Here is a 19,994-nt window from a genome sequence, read left to right on the forward strand (position 1 = left end):
AAAAATTAAAAGATTTGCCATGCAAAAATTACAAGAAACACAAGAAAGATTATTCGCTGAAATTAAAGAATTGATTTCAAAGATTTCATCTTTTTCTAATGAAGAAGATTTTATAGCAGAAGTAGGAGTTTTCACAGAACTTCATGAAAAGGTTATTTCTTTGAAAAATTATTCAGAGATGCTTTCTGTTATTCGTACCGAAGAAAATGTAGAACAAGATGTTGAAAGACAGGTGATAAACTTTGAAATTGATACTAAAAAAGTAGATGATTTCAGTCAACCTGCTGCAGAAATTGAAGAAGAACTAGAGGAGGAACCAGCAGTTGAAGAAAATGCAGTGTCAGAAAAACTTGACGAAGAATATTTCATTGAAAAAGAACAGAATATCAATGAATTAGCTGAAAATATAGAAAAAGAAAAAGAGCAAGAAATTTCTGAAATTACTTTGGCTAAAGAAGAAATGGAGAAAAAAGATGAAGAAGAAAGACTTCATGAGGAAAGAAGAAAAATTATAGATATTCCTGCTCCTGTTCATCATCACGAAGAAAAATCTGAGCTAACTTCTGAAGAAAAAACCGTGAGCCAAGAAGAGTCTCATCACGAAACCAAAGAACATCACGAGAAAAAATTTAAATTGGCGCATATTAAAGGACTGAAAGCTACTGTTCAAAGCCTTTTTGATGATGATCCTTTAGAACATATTCAAGAAAAAATAGATGTTACTCATCTTCCAGAAGAGAAAAAAGCACCAAGTTTACTGAAAACTAATCTTCCTACAGATTATATGGAAGCCGAAAAAACACTTCCAGATTTTAAGTTAGATATTAATGACAGAATTGCTTTTACCAAAGTTCTTTTTAACGGAAGTCAGGTAGAACTGAATCAAGTGGTGAATCGTCTGAATTCTTATGCTACTCTAGAACAAGCGAAGGAATATCTCAGTGAAGTTTATTATGAAAAAGGTTGGGAAAAAGTAGATGAATACGCACAGAGATTGTGGAGCTTAGTAGAAAATAAATTTATGTAAAATTGGTTGTCTGTTGAAGGTTGTTAGTTGATAGAAGAATTCCAACAACCATCAACCATTAACCATCAACTAAAAAATAATGAATATTTCAGATTTTAAAAATCCTTTTTTCATAGGTGTTGCAGGAGTTGGGATGAGTGCAATTGCTCAATACTTGCAGGGAATTGGCAAAAATGTATCGGGAAGCGACCGATATTTTCATCCTGATGAATACAATAAAACCAAGGAACAACTTGAAAATGAAGGAATAAAGTGTTTTCTACAAGACGGAAGTGGAATTACAGCTGAAACCGATTTGGTAGTGGTTTCTACCGCGATTGAAGACACCGTTTACGAAGTAAAAAAAGCCAAAGAACTCGGAATTCCGATTATTAAAAGAAGCCAACTTCTCGCGATGATTGCGAAAAGTAAAAAAACGGTTGCAGTTGCGGGAACTTCTGGAAAATCAACTACTTCGGCAATGCTTTTTCAAATTTTGTTGGATGCAGGTTTAGAGCCGTCTATTATTTCTGGAGCGGGTTTAACGAGCATTATCAAACAAGGAAAAATTGGCAATGCTTACGTTGGGAAAGGAGATTGGCTGATTATAGAAGCTGATGAAAGCGATGGTTCGGTTGTTCAATACGAACCAGAAATTGGTTTGCTTTTGAATATTGATAAAGACCATCAAGAAATTGATGAATTGATAGAACTTTTTACCATTTTTAAAAATAATACTAAAGGTTTATTTGTTGTAAATCAATCGAATGCATTAGCAAAAACTTTGTCGGCGAATATAAATAACGATTTCGGTTTTGAAACTGAGGCAGGTTTTACAGCTAAAAACTTCAAACAAGAAGGTTTTAAATTAAGCTTTGAAATTGATAATCAAGAATTTACAATGAACGCAATCGGACAGCACACTGTAGAAAATGCTACAGCTGCAGTTGCGGTTGCCAATCAAATTGGGGTTGATTTAAAAACTTGTGCCGAAAGCTTATCAAAATATGAAGGAATTTATCGTCGTCATCAGATTCTAGGTCAAAAAAATGGAGTTTGGGTGATTGATGATTATGCTCACAATCCTGCAAAATGTGCTGCAAGTATTAAGGCTTGTCAACCTTTGGCAGAAAAAGTGGTGGCTTGGTTTCAACCGCATGGTTATGGACCGACAAGATTTTTGAGAAATGATTTTGTAGAAGAAATCTCGAATACACTTCGTGAAAATGATGAAATCTGGATGAGCGAAATTTTTTACGCAGGCGGAACCGCTGTGAAAGATATTTCTGCAAACGATTTAATTGAAGACATAAAAGCGAAAGGCAAAAAAGCCTACTTCGTAGAAGATAGAAATCTATTTTTAGAAAAAGGAAGACCTTCATTATCAAAAAATTCGGTTTTACTATTGATGGGAGCGAGAGATCCTAGCTTGGAGGAATTTTGTAAGGATTTGTATGAGAAATTGTAAAATTTTGATATGTTAGAATTTGAAAATGCAAATCCAAAGAATGTTTCAAAAGAAATGAATAAACCTCCTTATTTGTTAGGTTTATTAGGTTTTATTCCTTTAGTTGGTTTTTTTGTTGGAATTGGTTTAACTCTTTATGGATTAATTAAATACAAAGACAAAAAGCTAATTATTATCGGAGTTTTATGCATGGTTTTTACCGTTTTCGTGTATTCTTTCATGTATTTCGGAATTGAAAAGTCTAGTAAAGTAAGAGAAAGTTGGGCAGAATTATCACAATATCAAGTTAATGAATTAGTTAAAGATATTGAATATTTTAAGTTAGAAAATGGAAAATATCCAGATAGTTTAAAACAGCTTCAAAATGGTGATACTCTTGTTAATATTCAGGATCCCATAAAAGGCTTAAATTCAAGTGAAAAAGATATCTTTATTTATGAAAATTTGGGAGATAAATATTCACTTTATTCTGTTGGGTTAGATGGAGTTGCTAAAACAAAAGATGATATTTTTCCGAATGTGAAGAGTGATAGTAAAGTAGGCTGGATAAAAAAATAAAATGAGCGGAATCCTATATTTTGTTCCAACACCGATTGGAAACCTAGAAGATATGACTTTCAGAGCGATAAAAGTACTGAAAGAAGTAGATTATATACTTTGTGAAGACACCAGAACTTCGGGAATTTTGTTAAAGCACTACGAAATTTCTAAACCTCTAAAATCGTATCATCTTCATAATGAACATACTGCAACGGAAAAAGTAATTTCAGATTTGAAATCCGGACAAAATATTGCGATTATTACCGATGCAGGAACTCCAGGAATTTCAGATCCTGGATATTTGCTTGGGAAAGCTTGTGCAGATGAAGATTTGGAGATGATTTGTCTTCCTGGTGCAACTGCTTTTGTTCCAGCTTTGGTGGTTTCTGGTTTACCGAATCACGATTTTTATTTCGCAGGGTTTTTACCTCAAAAAAAAGGCAGACAAACCAAACTAAAACAACTTGCTGAAGAGAAAAAAACCATTGTTTTATACGAAAGTCCGCATAAAATTAATACCACTTTAGAACAGATTAAAGAATTTTTCGGAGAAAATACCAAAGTAAGTTTAAGCCGAGAAATCTCTAAAAAATTCGAGGAAACCAAGCGCGGAACAATTGATGAACTCATTGCTTTTTCTAAAAGTAAAACACTAAAAGGCGAAATTGTTTTGATTGTGAATAACACTTTGTAAATTTTTCTGACATGAAACCCACCGTAGAAGAACTTATTGGCAAAAATAAAAACTGGAAAGAAGAACTTGCAAAACTTCGTTCCATTGTTTTGGATTGTGGTTTAACGGAGGAGGTAAAATGGTATCAACCGTGTTATTCTTTTAATGGAAGCAATCTCATTATTTTGGGTAGTTTCAAAGACTTTTGTACATTGAGTTTTTTCAAAGGAGTTTTGCTGAAAGACGAACATAAAATCTTAGAATTTGCAGGTCAAAACACTCAATCAGCAAAAATCGTAAAGTTTACTAATCTACATCAAATCATTGGATTAGAATCTATTTTGAAAGACTACATCAAAGAAATGATTGCCCTCGAAAAATCTGGAGCAAAAGTTACTTTCAAAACAATAGAAGAACAAAAATTACCCGAAGAATTAGAAGAAATTTTTAGCCAAGATAAAGATTTTGAAAAGACGTTTAAATCTCTAACTCCTGGAAGACAACGCGCATATTTACTGCATTTTTCTTCAGCAAAACAATCGGCGACTAGAATTTCAAGAATAGAAAAACTAAAACCAAAAATATTTGAAGGAAAAGGTTTAAATGATTAAAAAATGTTTACAGTACAACAAATAGAATTAGCCCTCGAAAAAGTAAAAACTGGTGCGGATTTTCCTAAATATATCCAAGACATTAAAGAATTGGGAGTGATTGCTTTTGAAACTTTTGTAAAAGATAGCCATACTCAATATTTTGGAGAGAATAATTTTAGCATAAATTCTCATCCTCAATATGAGGAATTATACATTGCAGAAATTACAGATGCACATAAATTTATGGCACAACTAAAATTGCATCAACAAGGAAAAACGGATTATTTTACCTTCTGTAAAGATTGTGCAGAAGCGGGAATTGAGAAGTGGAAAGTAGATTTAAATCAGATGACTTGTACTTACTATGATCAATCTGACCATGAAATTTTAGTGGAGGAAATTCCAAATTAATTATCTTTGACAAATTATTTATGAATTAAGCGAAAGCGAAATCCATAGCACAAATTAAAAAAATAAACAATTGTTATGAAACTACTTGAAGGAAAGGTGGCTCTTATCACAGGAGGAACTCGCGGAATCGGAAAAGGAATTGTAGAAGTTTTTGCAGCACAAGGTGCGAAAGTGGCTTTTACTTATGCAGGTTCTGTAGAAAAAGCACAGGAATTAGAAAAATCATTAAGTTCTGTTACCCAAATCAAAGGTTATCAATCAGATGCTTCAGACCATGAAGCAGCTCAGAAATTGGTAGATGATGTAATGGCAGAATTTGGAAAAATCGATATTTTAATCAATAACGCCGGAATTACCAGAGATAATTTAATGCTCAGAATGTCAAAAGAAGATTGGGATACGATTATCAAAGTAAATCTAGATTCTGTTTTCAACTTGACTAAAGCCGTGATTAAACCAATGATGAAAGCAAGAAGCGGTTCTATTATTAACATGACTTCTGTAGTTGGGGTAAAAGGTAACGCAGGACAAGCGAATTATGCAGCTTCTAAAGCTGGAGTAATTGGTTTCACGAAATCTGTAGCTTTGGAATTGGGTTCTAGAAATATCAGATGTAATGCAATTGCGCCAGGATTTATAGAAACTGAAATGACGGCTGTTTTAGACGAGAAAACCGTACAAGGTTGGAGAGATGCTATTCCTTTAAAACGTGGCGGAACTCCAGAAGATGTAGCAAACGCTTGTGTGTTCTTCGGAAGCGAAATGTCTGCCTATGTTACCGGTCAAGTCATGAATGTAGATGGCGGAATGCTTACTTAAAATGAAGCTTTTTCAAAAAATAATTTTTGGAATTTCTATAATTATATTTATCGGTCTGTGTTACATTAGTTCTTTTAATGTATTTCAGACCGATGATTATATCTATGCATCACAAACTCGTGATTTAGGAGCTTTAGAAAATGCTTTTACCTTATATAAAAACTGGGGAGGTAGGTATTTCACCTATTCTTTAAATACAATAATTCCAGCAGGAAAATCTGAATTTTATTGGCTTCCGAAAGTTTTACCTATTGCATATTTTACTCTGTTGATTTTTGGATTTTACAATAATTTGAGGTTTTATTTTAAACAAAAAAAGACCGAAGCGTTAGAAAAATCCTTTATTCTGTTTCTTTTTTACACTATTTGTTTATCTAGTATATCAGAACATTATTTTTGGATAAGTGGAGCCAATGTTTATTTTCTATCCTTCATTTTAGCTAATTTTTTAATTTATTTTTTTGGAAAATTTCAGCATAATAAAAAAGTAAAGCCCATAATTTTTTTACTTATAATTTTATTGATGGGTTCTAATGAATTTATCGCGATATATTTCTTATTATTCTTAATTTTTAATTTTTTTCTGAATAAACATAAAAACAATCTTATTTTTTTAGGAATAGGAATTTTTGGATTTTTATTGAGTTTTTTAGCGCCAGGAAATTTTAATAGAATGACAGAATCAGATACTAATTTTTGGATTACAAATGTTAAAAGAATTGGTGTTTTTATAATAAATTCAGGCTACGTTTTTTTGAAAATAATTTTGATTCTTCCTTTATTTATTAAAATTTTCGAAATAGAAATTAAAATTATTTTGAGCAAAATTTCTATTAGTAGACTCAAGATTTATCTGGCTTTTAGTGTGGTAACACTTTTATTTTCAGGGTTTTTATTTTTGTTAAACTCTAGCAGAACTCTGGATATGATCACATTTTATACACTATTATTAAGTTCACTTTTGGTGTATCATTATCTTGAAAATTTAAAAAAATTATTTTGGATAAGTGCTCTTATTTTGCTTATGCCTACTATAAATGTATTTGAGTTGAAATCTACAAAATTTCGATTGAGTTATAATCTCAACGAAATTTTTCAAGAAGTAATGTATTCAAAATTAGCTCAATATGAAGAGAAAGTCAATGCAAGACATCTTTTTTTGAGAAATAGCAAAGAGTCGAAAATTTATTTGCAACCCATCCCATCAAAACCAAAAATTCTTTATTTTCAAGAGTTAGGAACAGAGGATAAGACAAATTATATTAATTCACAACTAGAAAAATTCTATAAAAAAGAACATATTTTTCTTCAATCTCAATAATAATGTATGATCATAATTAACAATAAAAAATACCAAAATCCTCTTTTAGTTTTTGCTTTAGAAGTAGAAGCACAAGAAAAGTTTAATGATTTTCAGAAAATTTTCACTGGAGTAGGGAAGATTAATGCAGCGTATCATCTTTTTAAAGGCATAGAAAAGTACAATCCAGATATTATTATTAATCTGGGAACCGCTGGAAGCACTGCTTTTAATAAGGGAAATGTGGTGTGTTGTACCCAATTTATTCAAAGAGATATGGATGTGATGGCGCTTGGCTTTAAAAAGTTTGAAACGCCTTTTGCAAATGGTGAGATTATTCTAGAACACGGCATCGCTTTAGAAGATGTTCCGAATGGAATTTGCGGAAGCGGAGACCAATTCGAAATGGAACACAATAATACAGAATACAACGTGATAGAAATGGAAGCGTATGCTCTGGCTAAAGTGTGCAAAGAAGAAAAATTACCATTTCTGTGTCTTAAATATATTTCTGATGGTGCAGATGGTAACGCAGTAGACGATTGGAGTACAGAAGTAAAAAAAGCAGCCCAAAAACTCAGAGAAACCCTTATAAAATAGAAAATCCTCGATTAATTCGAGGATTAAGCCATTATAATTCAAAGAATTATATTTTATTGGAGCACTTGTGTTTTCGGGTGCAAATATAAAAAGAATATTTTTTACCTCCAAAAATATTGATTAGAAATCCTTTGATTAACAGTCATTTAGATAATAATTACCATTTTGTAATTCGCTGCAAATAAAATAATTGCATTAGTGCGAATAAAAAGTTTTTTTATCTAAGCTATTCATTGCCAAAGACTTCGTTATGCTGTTCTTGCACTCTGATAAAGGTGGTTCTTTTTGATAATTCCTTCAGTTGAGAAGCACCAACATACGTACAAGTAGAGCGAACTCCGCCTAAAATATCTTTCACCGTTTCAGCAACAGGTCCTTTGTATTTTACTTTTACGGTTTTCCCTTCAGAAGCGCGGTATTCTGCAACGCCACCACTGTGTTTTTCCATAGCGGTTTTAGAACTCATTCCGTAGAACAATCTGAATTTTTTACCGTTTTCTTCCACCATTTCACCACCACTTTCGTCGTGACCAGCAAACATTCCACCAAGCATTACAAAATCTGCGCCTCCACCAAAAGCTTTGGCAACATCTCCCGGAACTTTGCAACCACCATCACCGATGATATGTCCGCCCAAACCATGCGCTGCATCTGCACATTCTATAATTGCCGAAAGCTGAGGATAACCCACTCCAGTTTTTACTCGGGTAGTGCACACAGAACCAGGGCCAATTCCTACTTTTATAATATCAGCACCGGCTAAAATGAGTTCTTCTACCATTTCGCCAGTCACCACATTTCCTGCGATGATGGTTTTATCTGGAAAATCTGCGCGAACTTTTTTCACAAAATTCACAAAATGTTCCGAATAACCATTGGCTACATCGATGCAGATGAAATCTATCTTCGGGAATTTGCTGATAATTTCTTTAATTTTTTCTTCGTCACTGCTTCCTGTTCCAGAGCTGATGGCGATATATTGGTAAATGCTTTCTGGAGAATTTTCTAGAAATGCCGACCATTCTTCTAGCGTGTAATGCTTATGAATGGCTGTAATGATTTTTTCTTTTGCCAATTCTAAAGCCATTTCAAAAGTTCCTACCGTATCCATATTGGCAGCGATAATGGGAACACCTCGCCAAGTTTTTTTAGAATTTCTAAAGATAAATTCTCTTTCCAGACTTACTTGTGAACGAGATTTAAGAGTAGAACGTTTTGGGCGAAACATCACGTCTTTGAAACCCAATTTTATATCATATTCTATGCGCATTTGGTAAAATTATTTTGTTAAAAATAAGGAATTTTTGGATTTGTTGGCAGAAAAAAATCCGCAATTTGCGGATTTTAGTTTTTGTCTTAGAAAAGTTCTCAAATTAAGAGATATTATTTATTTAAGGCATTTATTCTTGGTTGAATAATCCAAATTCCTAAAGGAAATATCCAAATTAAAATGGCATCTAGAAAGGAATCTTGAGTACTGACTTCTTTTTCTAATTCTACAGATTTGATGGTTTTAGCAGTAGTAAGTACTAGATAAATCATAAATCCCAGATAAGTGAAAGCTCCTAAAATAAGTAATAAAACATTATTTTTGATTAAATTATTTTCAACTTTCCAAAGAATCCAAATCAAAATAGAGATGGTCATTAAAAATATAATTCTAAATTTCCAGATGTTAAAAGTTTCTTTTGTGGGCAACTTGTGATAGAGCACATTTACCACTGACCAAATCCAACCAAATATTGATAAAATCATTATAAGCATGCTTATCATCTTAAAATCTTGATTTTTATTTTCAAAAAAATTAAAAGAAGAAATAAGATTAGGTAATACAAATGATAGTAGAAAAAGTTGCCAATTTTTAAGAAGAAAAAAAAATTTCATTAGGAGATGATATTAGTTTTTAAGGAGATAGCAATATTATGTAAAAAGTTGTTTAAAAATAAGGAATTTTTGGATTTGTTGGCAGAAAAAAATCCGCAATTTGCGGATTTTTGAGTTTATGTTTTTATTGTAGTTTCTGATTTGTTATCCGAGACATCTTGTTTCTTACTTCACTCTAATTTCCCAAAGAATAAGTATGATTATAACAAACAAACTTGTCAAGGCAGTATATTCAAAAAAATTAATCAAGTTAGTCAATTCCTGCGCTTTTTGAAGCAAATTCCACAAAAAATCACTTGAAACATTTTCATGTGAAATCATGGCAGACATTTCCACCTGATCTTTATACAAAGAAGTAAGATTAAAAATCTCAAGAAGTGCGAATAGGAAGTAAATTGCCAATAAGCCAATTAACAAATAAATTATTGTCCGTTTCGTTTTTAAAGTCATATATTAATTGCGTTTTCATCTAATATTGCTAGTAACGTTCCCACGATTGGCGTAAGTTGCGAACTTCGGAACTGATTATTTTCTATTAAAGATAAAATTTCTTACGAAACGTAAATCTACCACACAATATTCGCAATTGCGCCAAACGTGTGTTAGCGGTTGTGTTTTTATTCGGTTGAGTATAAAATTCCCCACGCTCCATAATTCATTTCTTTCTCGAAAATTTCTCCAACATAATATTCTCGATAAACTTCTAAATGAATTATTTCTTGTGTTTTCGGATTTCTAAAATCAATGTAATGTCTTAATCTTCCATTTTTTGTTATATACGGTTCGTATTTTTCAACACTTTCGTTAATTTTTACAATTTCAGATTTTCCGAAAAATTTATTTGTTGTAATTATTAGAGAGAATGCAATTCCAAACAAAATTCCTGTCGAACAAATAATCATCATAAAAATTGAAAATACATCTCTCGCTTTTTCTTTAAATTTATTTTTCGGTATATCTTTATCTAAAGTTTTTACACTTTTATAATAAAATTTTGGTCCAAATATTAGCAAAAAAAGAACAATTGGTAACAGTAAAAATTTTGCTGTAATTTTTAATGCTGTTGAAGTTTCAAAATATTTAATAGTAAAGAATGGATATCCAATTATAAAAGCACAAATAATTATAATTAACCAAACATTTGATTTCCATTTTTCCATTTTATTCGTTTCGTTTTTTTAACATAACCGTTGTGGCGTAATCCGCTCAGCGGATTTCGCCACAACATCCAAATATACGAAAGTTTTACAATAGTGTATATGTTTTGTGAAATTTGAGTATAGTGCTGTAAATCAGTTTTTTTTATTTATGTTTTGTTTCGTATTTTATGTAGAATTATAGAAAATGAGTTGCGCTCTATTTTTACACTCTACATAAAATGCGAATCTTTTTTAACTATTCAAAACCTTTCCCAATTCCTGTAAATATTCATGGGCGGTTAAATCAAATTTCACGGGAACTACAGAGATGTAGCCATCGGCAAGTGCGTTTTCATCGGCATCTTTTCCTTCGTCTTGGTTGTTAAAATAACCAGTAAGCCAATAGTATTTTTTACCATGAGGATTTACACGTTCATCAAAACTTTCTTCCCATTTTGCATTGGCTTGTCTGCAAACTTTGATGCCTTTTATTTCTTCTTTTTTCAGTTTCGGGATGTTCACATTCAGCACAATTCCTTTTGGCAAAGGATTTTCTAAAACTTTTTTTACAATATTCTGGATATAGTCTTTGCATTGTGAGAAATCTGCATCCCACGCAAAATCCAGCAGAGAAAATCCTATAGACTGTAAACCTTCTACACCTGCTTCTACTGCGGCAGACATGGTACCAGAATAAATTACATTGATCGAAGAATTGGCACCGTGATTAATTCCCGAAACCACTAAATCTGGTTTTCTGGTCAAGACTTTATCTAGAGCAAATTTTACGCAATCTACAGGAGTTCCGCTCAGTGAATAATCACGCTGAGGTCCTTCTAAATTTATTTCTTCGAAAGTAAGGGTAGAATTGATGGTAATGGCATGTCCTTTTCCAGATTGAGGTGAATTAGGCGCTACTACAACTACTTCGCCTATTTCGTTCATAAAATTCACCAAATTTCTAATTCCTGGGGCGGTAATTCCGTCATCATTGGTTACCAATATCAAAGGTTTTTTCATATAAATTTTAATTTTAGACAAATTTAATTAAAAAATTAGCGCTATTTTTGAATAAGGCATTAAATTTGGTGCTTATTTTGTTATAAATTTACCAGTCAAAAATTTATTTCTTAACACATAAGTTGATTAAAAAACAAGATAAAGAAACATGAGAACACATTAGTTTTTGAAAATCTTTGATTTTCTTCTTATATGTTCTATTGTATATTTTTTAGTTAAATCTTTATGTGACTTATGTGTTAAAAAATAAAATGCTTGAAAAAATAAAACACATGAGTTGATTATAAAAACTGGATAAATAAACATAAGAACACATTAGTTTTTGAAAATCTTTGATTTTCTTCTTATTTGTTCTATTGTATATTTTCAATTTTAAATCTTTATGTAACTTATGTGTTAAAGAAAAAATGCTCATTAAATAATTGTAACAAACTTTATCAATATATAACTTATACCCAATAATACTTTTAACAATATGTTCAAAAATTTCAAACTCAATAAATTATTATTTTTCGCACCATTAATCACGCTCATGTTCTGTTTTAATGCACCACAGAATGATGACGAGAAGATGCAAACGATTATGATAAGTGTAAAAAACACACTTTCTTATCTGCATTATTCGCCTAAGCCGATTAATGATGCTTATTCTGCTGATGTTTATGATAAATACATGGAGATGATAGACCCAGGAAAAAGATTTTTCTTGCAGTCAGAAGTAGATGAATTCAGTAAACACAGAACCAAATTGGATGATTATCTGAACAGAGGCGACCTAACTTTTTATAAGTTGACGGTTGATAAATTGTACGACAGAACCGCAGAAATTGAAAAATATTCTCAGGAAATCTTGAGCAAACCGATTAATTTTGAAGAAAATGATGAATTAATTCTGGAACCAAAACTGAAGAAATATCCTCAGAATCAAGAAGAATTAAAAAACGAGTGGAAAAAATTCATCAAGTACAATATCCTTCAAGAAATAGAAACACTCAATGCGAAAGAAGAAACGCAACGTGAGAAAAAAGACAGCGTAAACCGTCTGAAACTGAAAGATACCATCAAGTTAGAAATTCTTACACCAGCGCAGAAACAAGTAAAAGCTACGGAAGAAGTAAAAGATCTAATGACTTCTATGTTTAAGAGATTCCAAAAACGTAAAAAAATGGATTGGTTCTCTGTTTACATGAACGCTTACACAGAAGTTTTTGATCCGCATACCAATTATTTTTCACCTCAAGACAAAGAAGATTTTGATGTAAACTTCGTAGGAAAAGTAATTGGAATTGGGGCAACGATTCAAGAAAGCAAAGGAAAAATAAAAATCGGAACATTGGTAGTTGGCGCTCCAGCTTGGAAATCGAAACAGATTTCAGAAGGAGACGAAATTCTAAAAGTTCAGTCTAAAAAAGGAGAAGAACCAATTAATGTAACGGGAATGTTGGTAGATGAAGCGGTACGTTTTATCCGTGGCGAAAAAGGAACAGAAGTAGTTCTTACGCTCAAGAAAAAAGACGGAACCATCAAAGAAGTGAAAATGATTCGTGAAGAAGTAGCGATAGAAGATACTTTTGCGAGAAGTATCATCATCAATGGAGCGAATGGTAAAAAATATGGATTCATCAATTTGCCAAGTTTCAATGCTGATTTTGAAGATGCTAAAGGAAGAAATGCTTCAGACGACATAAAAGCAGAGCTTATTAAACTAAAAGCTCAAAATGTAGAAGGAATTATCCTTGATTTAAGAAATAACGGAGGAGGTTCTCTCACCGAAGTGGTAGATATTATGGGACTTTTCATGAATAACGGACCTGTTGTTCAAGTAAAAGACGGAAACGGTAGAGTTCAGGTGATGAGAAACAAACAAAATGACCCAATTTGGACTGGGCCTTTGGTAATCATGCAAAATGAACTTTCGGCTTCGGCTTCTGAAATTTTAGCAGGTGCGATGAAAGATTACGGAAGAGCAGTGATTGTAGGTTCTCCTAATTCTTTCGGGAAAGGAACGGTGCAAACTTTCGTAGAACTGAATAGATTTTTAAACAGTTCAGATGATTTTGGTTCACTGAAATTAACCATTCAGAAATTCTATAGAATCAACGGAAAATCTACCCAATTAAAAGGTGTAGAGTCTGATATCCCAATGAAAGATGTATTCTCTTATGAAGAAATCGGCGAAAGATTTGATAATTATGCTTTACCTTGGGATCAAGTAAATTCTAGCAGTTTTACGGTGAGTAATCCAATAAATGTAGCAAATTTGGCGAAAAACAGTCAGTCAAGAATGGCTCAAAATAAATTTTATCAATTATTGCTAGAATCTGCACAGTGGAGAGAAAAATTAGACAAAGAAGAAAAGATTTCTCTTAATCTAAAAGAATTTGAAGCGGTGATGAAAACCAGAAAAGCACAGATTGATAAATTCAAACCATTGATTAAATACAATAACGGATTAAATTTTGCGCTTCACGCAGACGAAGTTGCCAGAGGAAAAACCGATGAGGTTTTTGCTAAAAAATCTGAAAACTGGATGAAAAATCTGAAAAGAGATATTTACCTGCAAGAAACCGTAAATATTATCTCTGAACTAAAATAAACATCTTTTATGTATTTATAACTCCTCCAAATTTTTGGAGGAGTTTTTTTATTTAGAACTTTAATTCAATTCCTTCAAGTTTTAAAAGTGCGGCTTTTCTATCGACACCACCTGCATAACCCGTTAATGAAAGATTTTTGCCAATTACTCGGTGACACGGAACCACTAAGCATAATTTATTTCTAGAATTGGCATTGGCAACTGCTCTTACCGATTTTGGGCGTTTCATGGCATCGGCTTGAGATTGATAACTTCTGTACTCTCCAAAACTGATGTTCTGCAATTCTTCCCAAACCTTTTTCTGAAAATCTGTACCCGTAAATTCTACAGGAACGGTAAATTTTGTCAATTTTCCTTTGAAATATTGGCTCAACTCCTTTTCCAGAAGTTTCAAAACTCTGTTATTAGATGTTTTGATAACGCCATAACCTTGCGAAATTTCTTCCATGTGCTTTTCAAAATATTTAGAATCTTCAAAATCGAGAAGAAGCAAGGCATTTTGATTGGCAAAAGCCACCATTTTACCAAGAGGAGTTTCGTATGATTTGGTGTACAGCATATTCATAATGAATGAGTTTTCAACAAATTTAGGAAGAATTTTTGCGAAAAGAGGGTTTAATTTTTAAAATACTTTTTCATTTCATCAATTTGAGAATCGTTTTTCGTGAGAATATGTTTTTAATCAGCAATTCTTTTGAAAAAAACTACGGAAGTCTTATTTAGAATTAAAATAAATAAAGTATATTTGCTCCTCAATTAATTATAGAAATCTTGCAGACAAATATTTCAAATAAATTGTGCTGTTTTCCTCGAAATAAAAAGGGGAAAATCAAAGGTTATGATAACGAAAACTTGCAGATGCCCAATAAGATTATCGAAATGGGATTATTGCCAGAAACATCATTTGTTATCTTACATCAAGCGCCTTTTAGCGGTCCTCTGTACATAGAATACGGAGAAGAAAAAACGAGAGTTGCCCTTCGTGAAGAAGAAGCGAGATTTATTTTCGTAGAACCAGAAAATTAAACCAAAATTTCTACTGAAATTTGGAAAATTATATGCCGAACTCAGCAAAAAAACAAAAACATATTCTTTTGGTAGGAAATCCCAATGTAGGAAAATCTACCATCTTCAATTTGCTTTGTAACAAAAACCAAAAAACCGGCAATTACGCTGGCGTTACTGTTGCTTCACACGAAGGAACTTACCTATACAAAGACGAAGAAGTAGAAATTGTAGATTTGCCAGGTTCTTACAGCATTTATCCCACTTCTGAAGACGAGGCTATTTTCACCAAATATTTGATTGAGGAACAAGAAAAATACAGCGGCGTTATTTACATTGCAGACGCGCTGAACCTCAAAAGAAGTTTACTGCTTTATCAGCAAATCAAAGATTTGGGAATTCCTGTTTTGATGGTGATTAACCAAGTAGATTTAGCGGAAAAAAGAGGTTTACACATTGATTCAAAAAAATTGGGCGAACTTCTTGGTCAAAATATTCTAGAAACCAATGCCAAAAAGAATATCGGGATTGAGGAAATAAGAGAATCTATTTTTAAAGATGAATTTTCGGTTTCGGATAAGCCTTATTTTGATATTCCTTCAGAAAATTTAGGATTGGTTTTCAAGATTTCAAGACAAATTGAAGAGAATAATTTCTATAAAGTGTGGACGCTTATTGCAGCAGATACTTATCTCGGCAAATTAGAAAGTGTAAAAACACAATTGAATCAAGAAGACAGAAAATGTATGGTTCCGAAGCGTTTACAAGTGCAGGAAACCATCAGAAGATACCAACAAATTGACGGAATTATCTCTCAAACGATTTCTAAAAAACCTCAGTTCAAGGAACTTCTCACCGAAAAATTAGACAAAGTTTTAGTACATCCTATTTTAGGATATTTGGTTTTTGGGATTATTTTACTCACCATTTTCCAAAGTGTGTTTTTCATCGCAGAATATCCCATGAATTGGATTGATGCCGCTTTTGCTTGGTTGTCTGAAACTTCCAGAACTTGGCTTCCAGAAGGTCCTTTGAATTCATTAATTTCTGACGGAATTATCCCAGGAATTGGTGGAATTGTGATTTTTGCGCCACAAATTGGGATTCTTTTATATTTCTTGTATTTATTAGAAGATTCTGGTTATATGGCAAGAGTTATTTTCTTGATGGACAGATTCTTACGACCTTTTGGTTTAAACGGAAAAAGTATTGTTCCGCTCGTTTCGGGAACAGCTTGTGCCATTCCTGCAATTATGAGTACCAGAAACATTGAAAACGTAAAAGAACGACTCATCACGATTCTCATTACGCCTTTTATGACGTGTTCTGCAAGACTTCCGGTTTACAGTATCATTATTGCGCTTATTTTTACTGATGGAACTTTCTTTGGTGTAAAATATAAAGCGATTGCGCTTCTGGGAATGTATTTCTTAGGATTTGCGACTTCGCTTATAGCTGCATTTATTTTAAAATATTTCATTAAAAATAAAGGAAAAACCTTCTTGGTAATGGATTTGCCGACTTATAAAATGCCACTTTGGAAATATGATTTCAAATTGGTTTTAGGCAAAGTTTGGGAATTTATTACAGGCGCTGGAAAAATCATTTTGGCGGTAAGTGTAATCCTTTGGTTTTTAAGTTATTTCGGACCGAAGGATGATTTCCATATTTTGGAACATCATTCAGATGTTAAATTAGAAAATTCTTATTTGGCTAAAATCGGGAAGCAAATGGAACCTGTGATATCACCATTGGGTTACGATTGGAAAATGGGAGTGGGAATTCTTACCAGTTTTGCAGCGAGAGAAGTGTTTGTAGGCACAATGTCAACGCTTTACAGCCTTGATGATGATGCTCCAGAAAAATCGGTCATCGAAAAAATGAGAAGTGATGTAAAACCGAATGGCGAAAAAGTATTCAGTTTTGCAACAGGACTTTCGATTCTTATATTCTACGCTTTTGCGATGCAATGTATTTCTACGATTGCTGTAGTCTACAGAGAAACAAAATCTTGGAAATGGACGGCGATTCAATTGGTTTTCATGTCTGGGTTAGCTTATCTAGCTTCCATGTTGGTTTACCAATTTTTCAAATAAAAAAAACTGCTTTTAAAAGCAGTTTTTCATTTTATTCAGCGACGAAAACGCGTTTCGCCAGTTCTTGATCAAAAAGATACAAAGCAGAAGGATTGTCTTTCACCATTTTAATTTTCGAAATCAATTGAGAAGCATTGGCTTCTTCTTCTACCTGTTCATTCACGAACCATTGTAGGAAAGCAGCAGTAGAGTAATCTCCTGCGTCATTAGCAGCTTTTACAATGTCAAAAATACTTTTGGTTACTAATTTTTCGTGCTCTAAAGCTTTTTCAAAAATTTCTAAAGCATCTTTGAAATCGTGAGGAGGTTGTTTTACTTCTTGTAGCACAATTTTTCCACCGATATCGTTCAAATAATCAAAGAATTTTTCTGAATGCATCAGTTCTTCTTTAGATTGAACTCTGAAATAATTGGCAATTCCGTCTAAATCTTGTTCTAAAAACCAAGCGCTCATGGATAGATACAATTGCGCCGCATATTGTTCTTTTGCAATTTGCTGATTCAGCAAATCAAATATATAATCTCTGTTCATGATAAATGAATTTATTCAAAGATAAGAAAGAAATGTGATTTAGGTTTATGAAATTTTATCTCTTCCTGGGCATTTTTTACATCTTTTCCCTTTCTTAAATTTCTTGCAACATTTCTTTTTACCACAATATTGTTCGTAGTTTTTGCTCTCCAAATTTGGAACAATAAGATTGAAATAGGGGTTAGTTCTGAAATCCATGAGACAAAATTAATCTTTATTTAGAATAGTTCAAAATAATTATGTAATTTTGTAATAAGATTTTTGTCATGGAAAGTTTAGTCCTTCAATACGTTATCATTTTTGCAGCTTTATTAGCGGCATCTTATTCTATTTATAAAATCATCAAAAAAACTTTTTCTCCAAAAAAATTCGATAGTAAAAGAACGCATTGCGATAAAGATTGCGGCTGTTCATGATTTTTAAAACATTGAAAACATTTTTCTAACATTAAGAGTTTATTAAGGAATTAAGAAAAATAAGTTTCAATTCTTCGAGTTTTTTTCTTAATAAACTTATTCTCTTAATTCTTGCTTAATGGTTTAAAAATCTATTTTTAAATTACCGAATTCTATAAATAGGATATTGATTTACAGAACCTTCGTAATATTCAGAATTTTTATAAACCCAATCTAATTGCGCAGCTCCATCTTCTGCAAATTTAGCATCTGAAGCTTTTTTCAGTTCAAAAGCAGTTTTCAAAGCTTTGTTGGTTTTCAATAATTCTGCGGCAGTATCTTCGAAAACATAGTCAGAAAAATACTCTTTTTGCCCCAAAATTCCATCAAAATAGTTCCAGTTAAAGTAAGAGTCTACTGCTTCTGGTTCCAGAGTTTCTAAAAGGAATTTAACGCTTTCTTGTTTTGTGGAAACCAAATAATCTCCTTTTCTAAATTTTTTAGTCTTTAATTCTGATGAAACTTGAGTATCAAAATGCAAGTAATGACCTTCGTAAGGATTTTTTACGGTTTTAAAATCTACGATTTTATAAGACTCAACCGTTATCAAAGAATCTGATTGTAATTCTTTGAATTTGATTTGATTGCGTTTTAAATTTTCTATGATTTTCCCTTCAGATTTTGGAATCACGTAATAAGTTGGGATTGTAATTTCTTTGTCAGCTTTGTAGGTATCAAAGAATTTTACTTTTCTAGTGAAAGGTTTATTTCTATCATAAAAAAGGCGAAGTTTTCCTGAAATTCCGCTTGGTTTTTTCCCAGCTTCATAGCCTTTGAAGTCGATATAACTGTATTTGGTGCTGTCTAATTTCCAACGAATTGTGTATTTCTTGTTCGGTAAATAATTGGTCAATTCTTCCATCATTTTTTTAGAAATATCCAAGTAATTTTCATCCACAAAATTGATGGAGTGCTTCATGTATTCATACGTTGCTTTTACACGGTCTTTGTAAGGTTTTAGCATGTGCGTTTCTGCCACTGTTCCCGGAATGTTGAAAAGGGTAGTGTAACCAGTTGCATAACGTGGAGAATCCATAAAAGCTGGAAATCCTTCATCGGGAGAATCTCCGTGAATATTAACATAAGGAACGTTCAAAATGTTAGATTTCTCCATATTTTGAATCAATTTTGGTTGCATTTCTTGATGAAAATACGTTCCAAGATAAGTTCCTAATCTTTCTTTATTGGTAGAAATATAGGTAAAAGTATATTGATAATCTGCGCCGTTACTTACATGATTATCAATAAAATAAATAGGTTTTAGCCAATGAAAAATCTCTTGAAAAGCTTTGGCATTTTCTGTGTCATTTTTGATAAAATCTCTGTTCAAATCGAAATTTCTCGCATTTCCTCGGAAACCATATTCTTCTGGCCCATTTTGATTGGCTCTTGAAAATTTCCCGCGTCTTTGCATTCCCGAAATATTGTAGCATTCTATTGCGGCAACTTTAGTGTTTTTTGGAACTTTTATTTTTCCTAAAGCCAAATCTCGCATTAGCATCATTGTAGCATCAATTCCGTCACTTTCACCAGGATGAATTCCGTTGTTGATAAGAATTACAGGATTTAGATAAGTAAATTTACTCCTTGTTTTAGAGGTGCTAAAAATCACTACTTTAATTGGTTCTCCGTTGTCATCTTTTCCTTTTTCTACAACAGAAATGCTTTCGAAGTTTTTGTCTAAATCGTCATAGAATTTTACCATTTCTTCATAAGTGGCGGTTTGATTTCCGTTGCCTTTTTCGTAAGGTGTTTTAAAATCTTGAGCAAAAGAAAATACAGTTTGAAGGAGAAAAAGTAGTGTGATTTTTTTCATTGAGAGGAAATTTTAAACGAAGGTATTAATTTTATATCTTT

At 32.4% G+C, this 19,994-nt stretch carries 19 protein-coding genes; 12 read left to right on the forward strand and 7 right to left on the reverse strand.

Annotated features, from left to right (window positions below):
• The first annotated feature begins 19 nt into the window (after nt 1-19).
• The 9 genes from ACT53I_RS11035 (at nt 20) to ACT53I_RS11075 (ending at nt 7,410) form a co-directional block, all read left to right on the forward strand.
• Entirely contained in the window at nt 20-1,027 is a 1,008-nt protein-coding gene (locus tag ACT53I_RS11035; protein ID WP_476079697.1) for a hypothetical protein, read from the forward strand.
• Between the two features lie 79 nt (nt 1,028-1,106).
• Entirely contained in the window at nt 1,107-2,474 is a 1,368-nt protein-coding gene (locus ACT53I_RS11040; protein ID WP_476079698.1) for a UDP-N-acetylmuramate--L-alanine ligase, read from the forward strand.
• 9 nt (nt 2,475-2,483) lie between these two features.
• Nucleotides 2,484-3,032 (forward strand): type II secretion system protein GspG, encoded by a 549-nt coding sequence (locus ACT53I_RS11045; RefSeq protein WP_424307513.1) that lies wholly within the window; start codon nt 2,484-2,486, stop codon nt 3,030-3,032.
• 1 nt (nt 3,033) lies between these two features.
• Entirely contained in the window at nt 3,034-3,708 is a 675-nt protein-coding gene (gene rsmI / locus ACT53I_RS11050) for a 16S rRNA (cytidine(1402)-2'-O)-methyltransferase (protein ID WP_476079699.1), read from the forward strand.
• Nucleotides 3,709-3,719: 11 nt separating this feature from the next.
• Complete coding sequence (locus ACT53I_RS11055) at nt 3,720-4,298, forward strand: YdeI/OmpD-associated family protein (RefSeq protein ID WP_476079700.1); 579 nt, start codon at nt 3,720-3,722, stop codon at nt 4,296-4,298.
• A gap of 3 nt (nt 4,299-4,301) precedes the next feature.
• Nucleotides 4,302-4,691, forward strand: coding sequence for a DUF1398 domain-containing protein (locus ACT53I_RS11060; protein ID WP_476079701.1), 390 nt, complete (start codon nt 4,302-4,304; stop codon nt 4,689-4,691).
• A 75-nt stretch (nt 4,692-4,766) separates the two neighbouring features.
• Nucleotides 4,767-5,510 carry a 3-oxoacyl-[acyl-carrier-protein] reductase gene (gene fabG, locus ACT53I_RS11065; protein ID WP_069799888.1) on the forward strand — a complete coding sequence of 248 codons (744 nt, stop codon included), beginning with the start codon at nt 4,767-4,769 and terminating at the stop codon, nt 5,508-5,510.
• A 1-nt stretch (nt 5,511) separates the two neighbouring features.
• Nucleotides 5,512-6,831, forward strand: a complete 1,320-nt coding sequence (locus tag ACT53I_RS11070) for a DUF6056 family protein (protein WP_476079702.1) — start codon at nt 5,512-5,514, stop codon at nt 6,829-6,831.
• Nucleotides 6,832-6,837: 6 nt separating this feature from the next.
• On the forward strand, nt 6,838-7,410 hold the full coding sequence (locus tag ACT53I_RS11075) for a 5'-methylthioadenosine/S-adenosylhomocysteine nucleosidase family protein (protein ID WP_476079703.1): 573 nt from the start codon (nt 6,838-6,840) through the stop codon (nt 7,408-7,410).
• A 226-nt stretch (nt 7,411-7,636) separates the two neighbouring features.
• Here the strand turns inward: ACT53I_RS11075 and ACT53I_RS11080 are convergent, their stop codons facing one another.
• The 4 genes from ACT53I_RS11080 to surE all read right to left on the reverse strand — a co-directional run bounded on the left by ACT53I_RS11080 (nt 7,637) and on the right by surE (nt 11,453).
• A complete protein-coding gene (locus ACT53I_RS11080) occupies nt 7,637-8,680 on the reverse strand; it encodes a GMP reductase (protein ID WP_104793001.1) in 1,044 nt (347 codons plus the stop codon).
• 113 nt (nt 8,681-8,793) lie between these two features.
• Complete coding sequence (locus ACT53I_RS11085) at nt 8,794-9,165, reverse strand: hypothetical protein (RefSeq protein WP_476079704.1); 372 nt, start codon at nt 9,163-9,165, stop codon at nt 8,794-8,796.
• Nucleotides 9,166-9,911: 746 nt separating this feature from the next.
• Nucleotides 9,912-10,454 carry a hypothetical protein gene (locus ACT53I_RS11090; RefSeq protein WP_476079705.1) on the reverse strand — a complete coding sequence of 181 codons (543 nt, stop codon included), beginning with the start codon at nt 10,452-10,454 and terminating at the stop codon, nt 9,912-9,914.
• A 231-nt stretch (nt 10,455-10,685) separates the two neighbouring features.
• Nucleotides 10,686-11,453 carry a 5'/3'-nucleotidase SurE gene (surE, locus tag ACT53I_RS11095; protein ID WP_476079706.1) on the reverse strand — a complete coding sequence of 256 codons (768 nt, stop codon included), beginning with the start codon at nt 11,451-11,453 and terminating at the stop codon, nt 10,686-10,688.
• A 475-nt stretch (nt 11,454-11,928) separates the two neighbouring features.
• On the opposite strand from surE, the gene ACT53I_RS11100 reads away from it, so the two are divergent.
• Nucleotides 11,929-14,049: a carboxy terminal-processing peptidase gene (locus ACT53I_RS11100; protein WP_476079707.1), complete on the forward strand. Its 2,121-nt coding sequence runs from the start codon at nt 11,929-11,931 to the stop codon at nt 14,047-14,049.
• Nucleotides 14,050-14,101: 52 nt separating this feature from the next.
• Here the strand turns inward: ACT53I_RS11100 and ACT53I_RS11105 are convergent, their stop codons facing one another.
• Nucleotides 14,102-14,614, reverse strand: coding sequence for a methylated-DNA--[protein]-cysteine S-methyltransferase (locus ACT53I_RS11105; protein WP_476079708.1), 513 nt, complete (start codon nt 14,612-14,614; stop codon nt 14,102-14,104).
• Between the two features lie 206 nt (nt 14,615-14,820).
• Here ACT53I_RS11105 and ACT53I_RS11110 point away from each other — a divergent pair, with 206 nt between their 5' ends.
• Together ACT53I_RS11110 and feoB are read left to right on the forward strand one after the other, a co-directional pair.
• Nucleotides 14,821-15,075, forward strand: a complete 255-nt coding sequence (locus ACT53I_RS11110) for a FeoA family protein (RefSeq protein WP_069799908.1) — start codon at nt 14,821-14,823, stop codon at nt 15,073-15,075.
• A gap of 32 nt (nt 15,076-15,107) precedes the next feature.
• On the forward strand, nt 15,108-17,150 hold the full coding sequence (gene feoB, locus ACT53I_RS11115) for a ferrous iron transport protein B (protein WP_476079710.1): 2,043 nt from the start codon (nt 15,108-15,110) through the stop codon (nt 17,148-17,150).
• A gap of 31 nt (nt 17,151-17,181) precedes the next feature.
• Here feoB and ACT53I_RS11120 read toward each other — a convergent pair whose 3' ends face one another.
• Nucleotides 17,182-17,682: a ferritin gene (locus tag ACT53I_RS11120; RefSeq protein ID WP_069799912.1), complete on the reverse strand. Its 501-nt coding sequence runs from the start codon at nt 17,680-17,682 to the stop codon at nt 17,182-17,184.
• Between the two features lie 558 nt (nt 17,683-18,240).
• Nucleotides 18,241-19,953 (reverse strand): M14 family metallopeptidase, encoded by a 1,713-nt coding sequence (locus tag ACT53I_RS11125; RefSeq protein WP_476079711.1) that lies wholly within the window; start codon nt 19,951-19,953, stop codon nt 18,241-18,243.
• Between the last annotated feature and the right edge of the window lie 41 nt (nt 19,954-19,994).

Source organism: Cloacibacterium sp. DMC96, assembly GCF_056313765.1.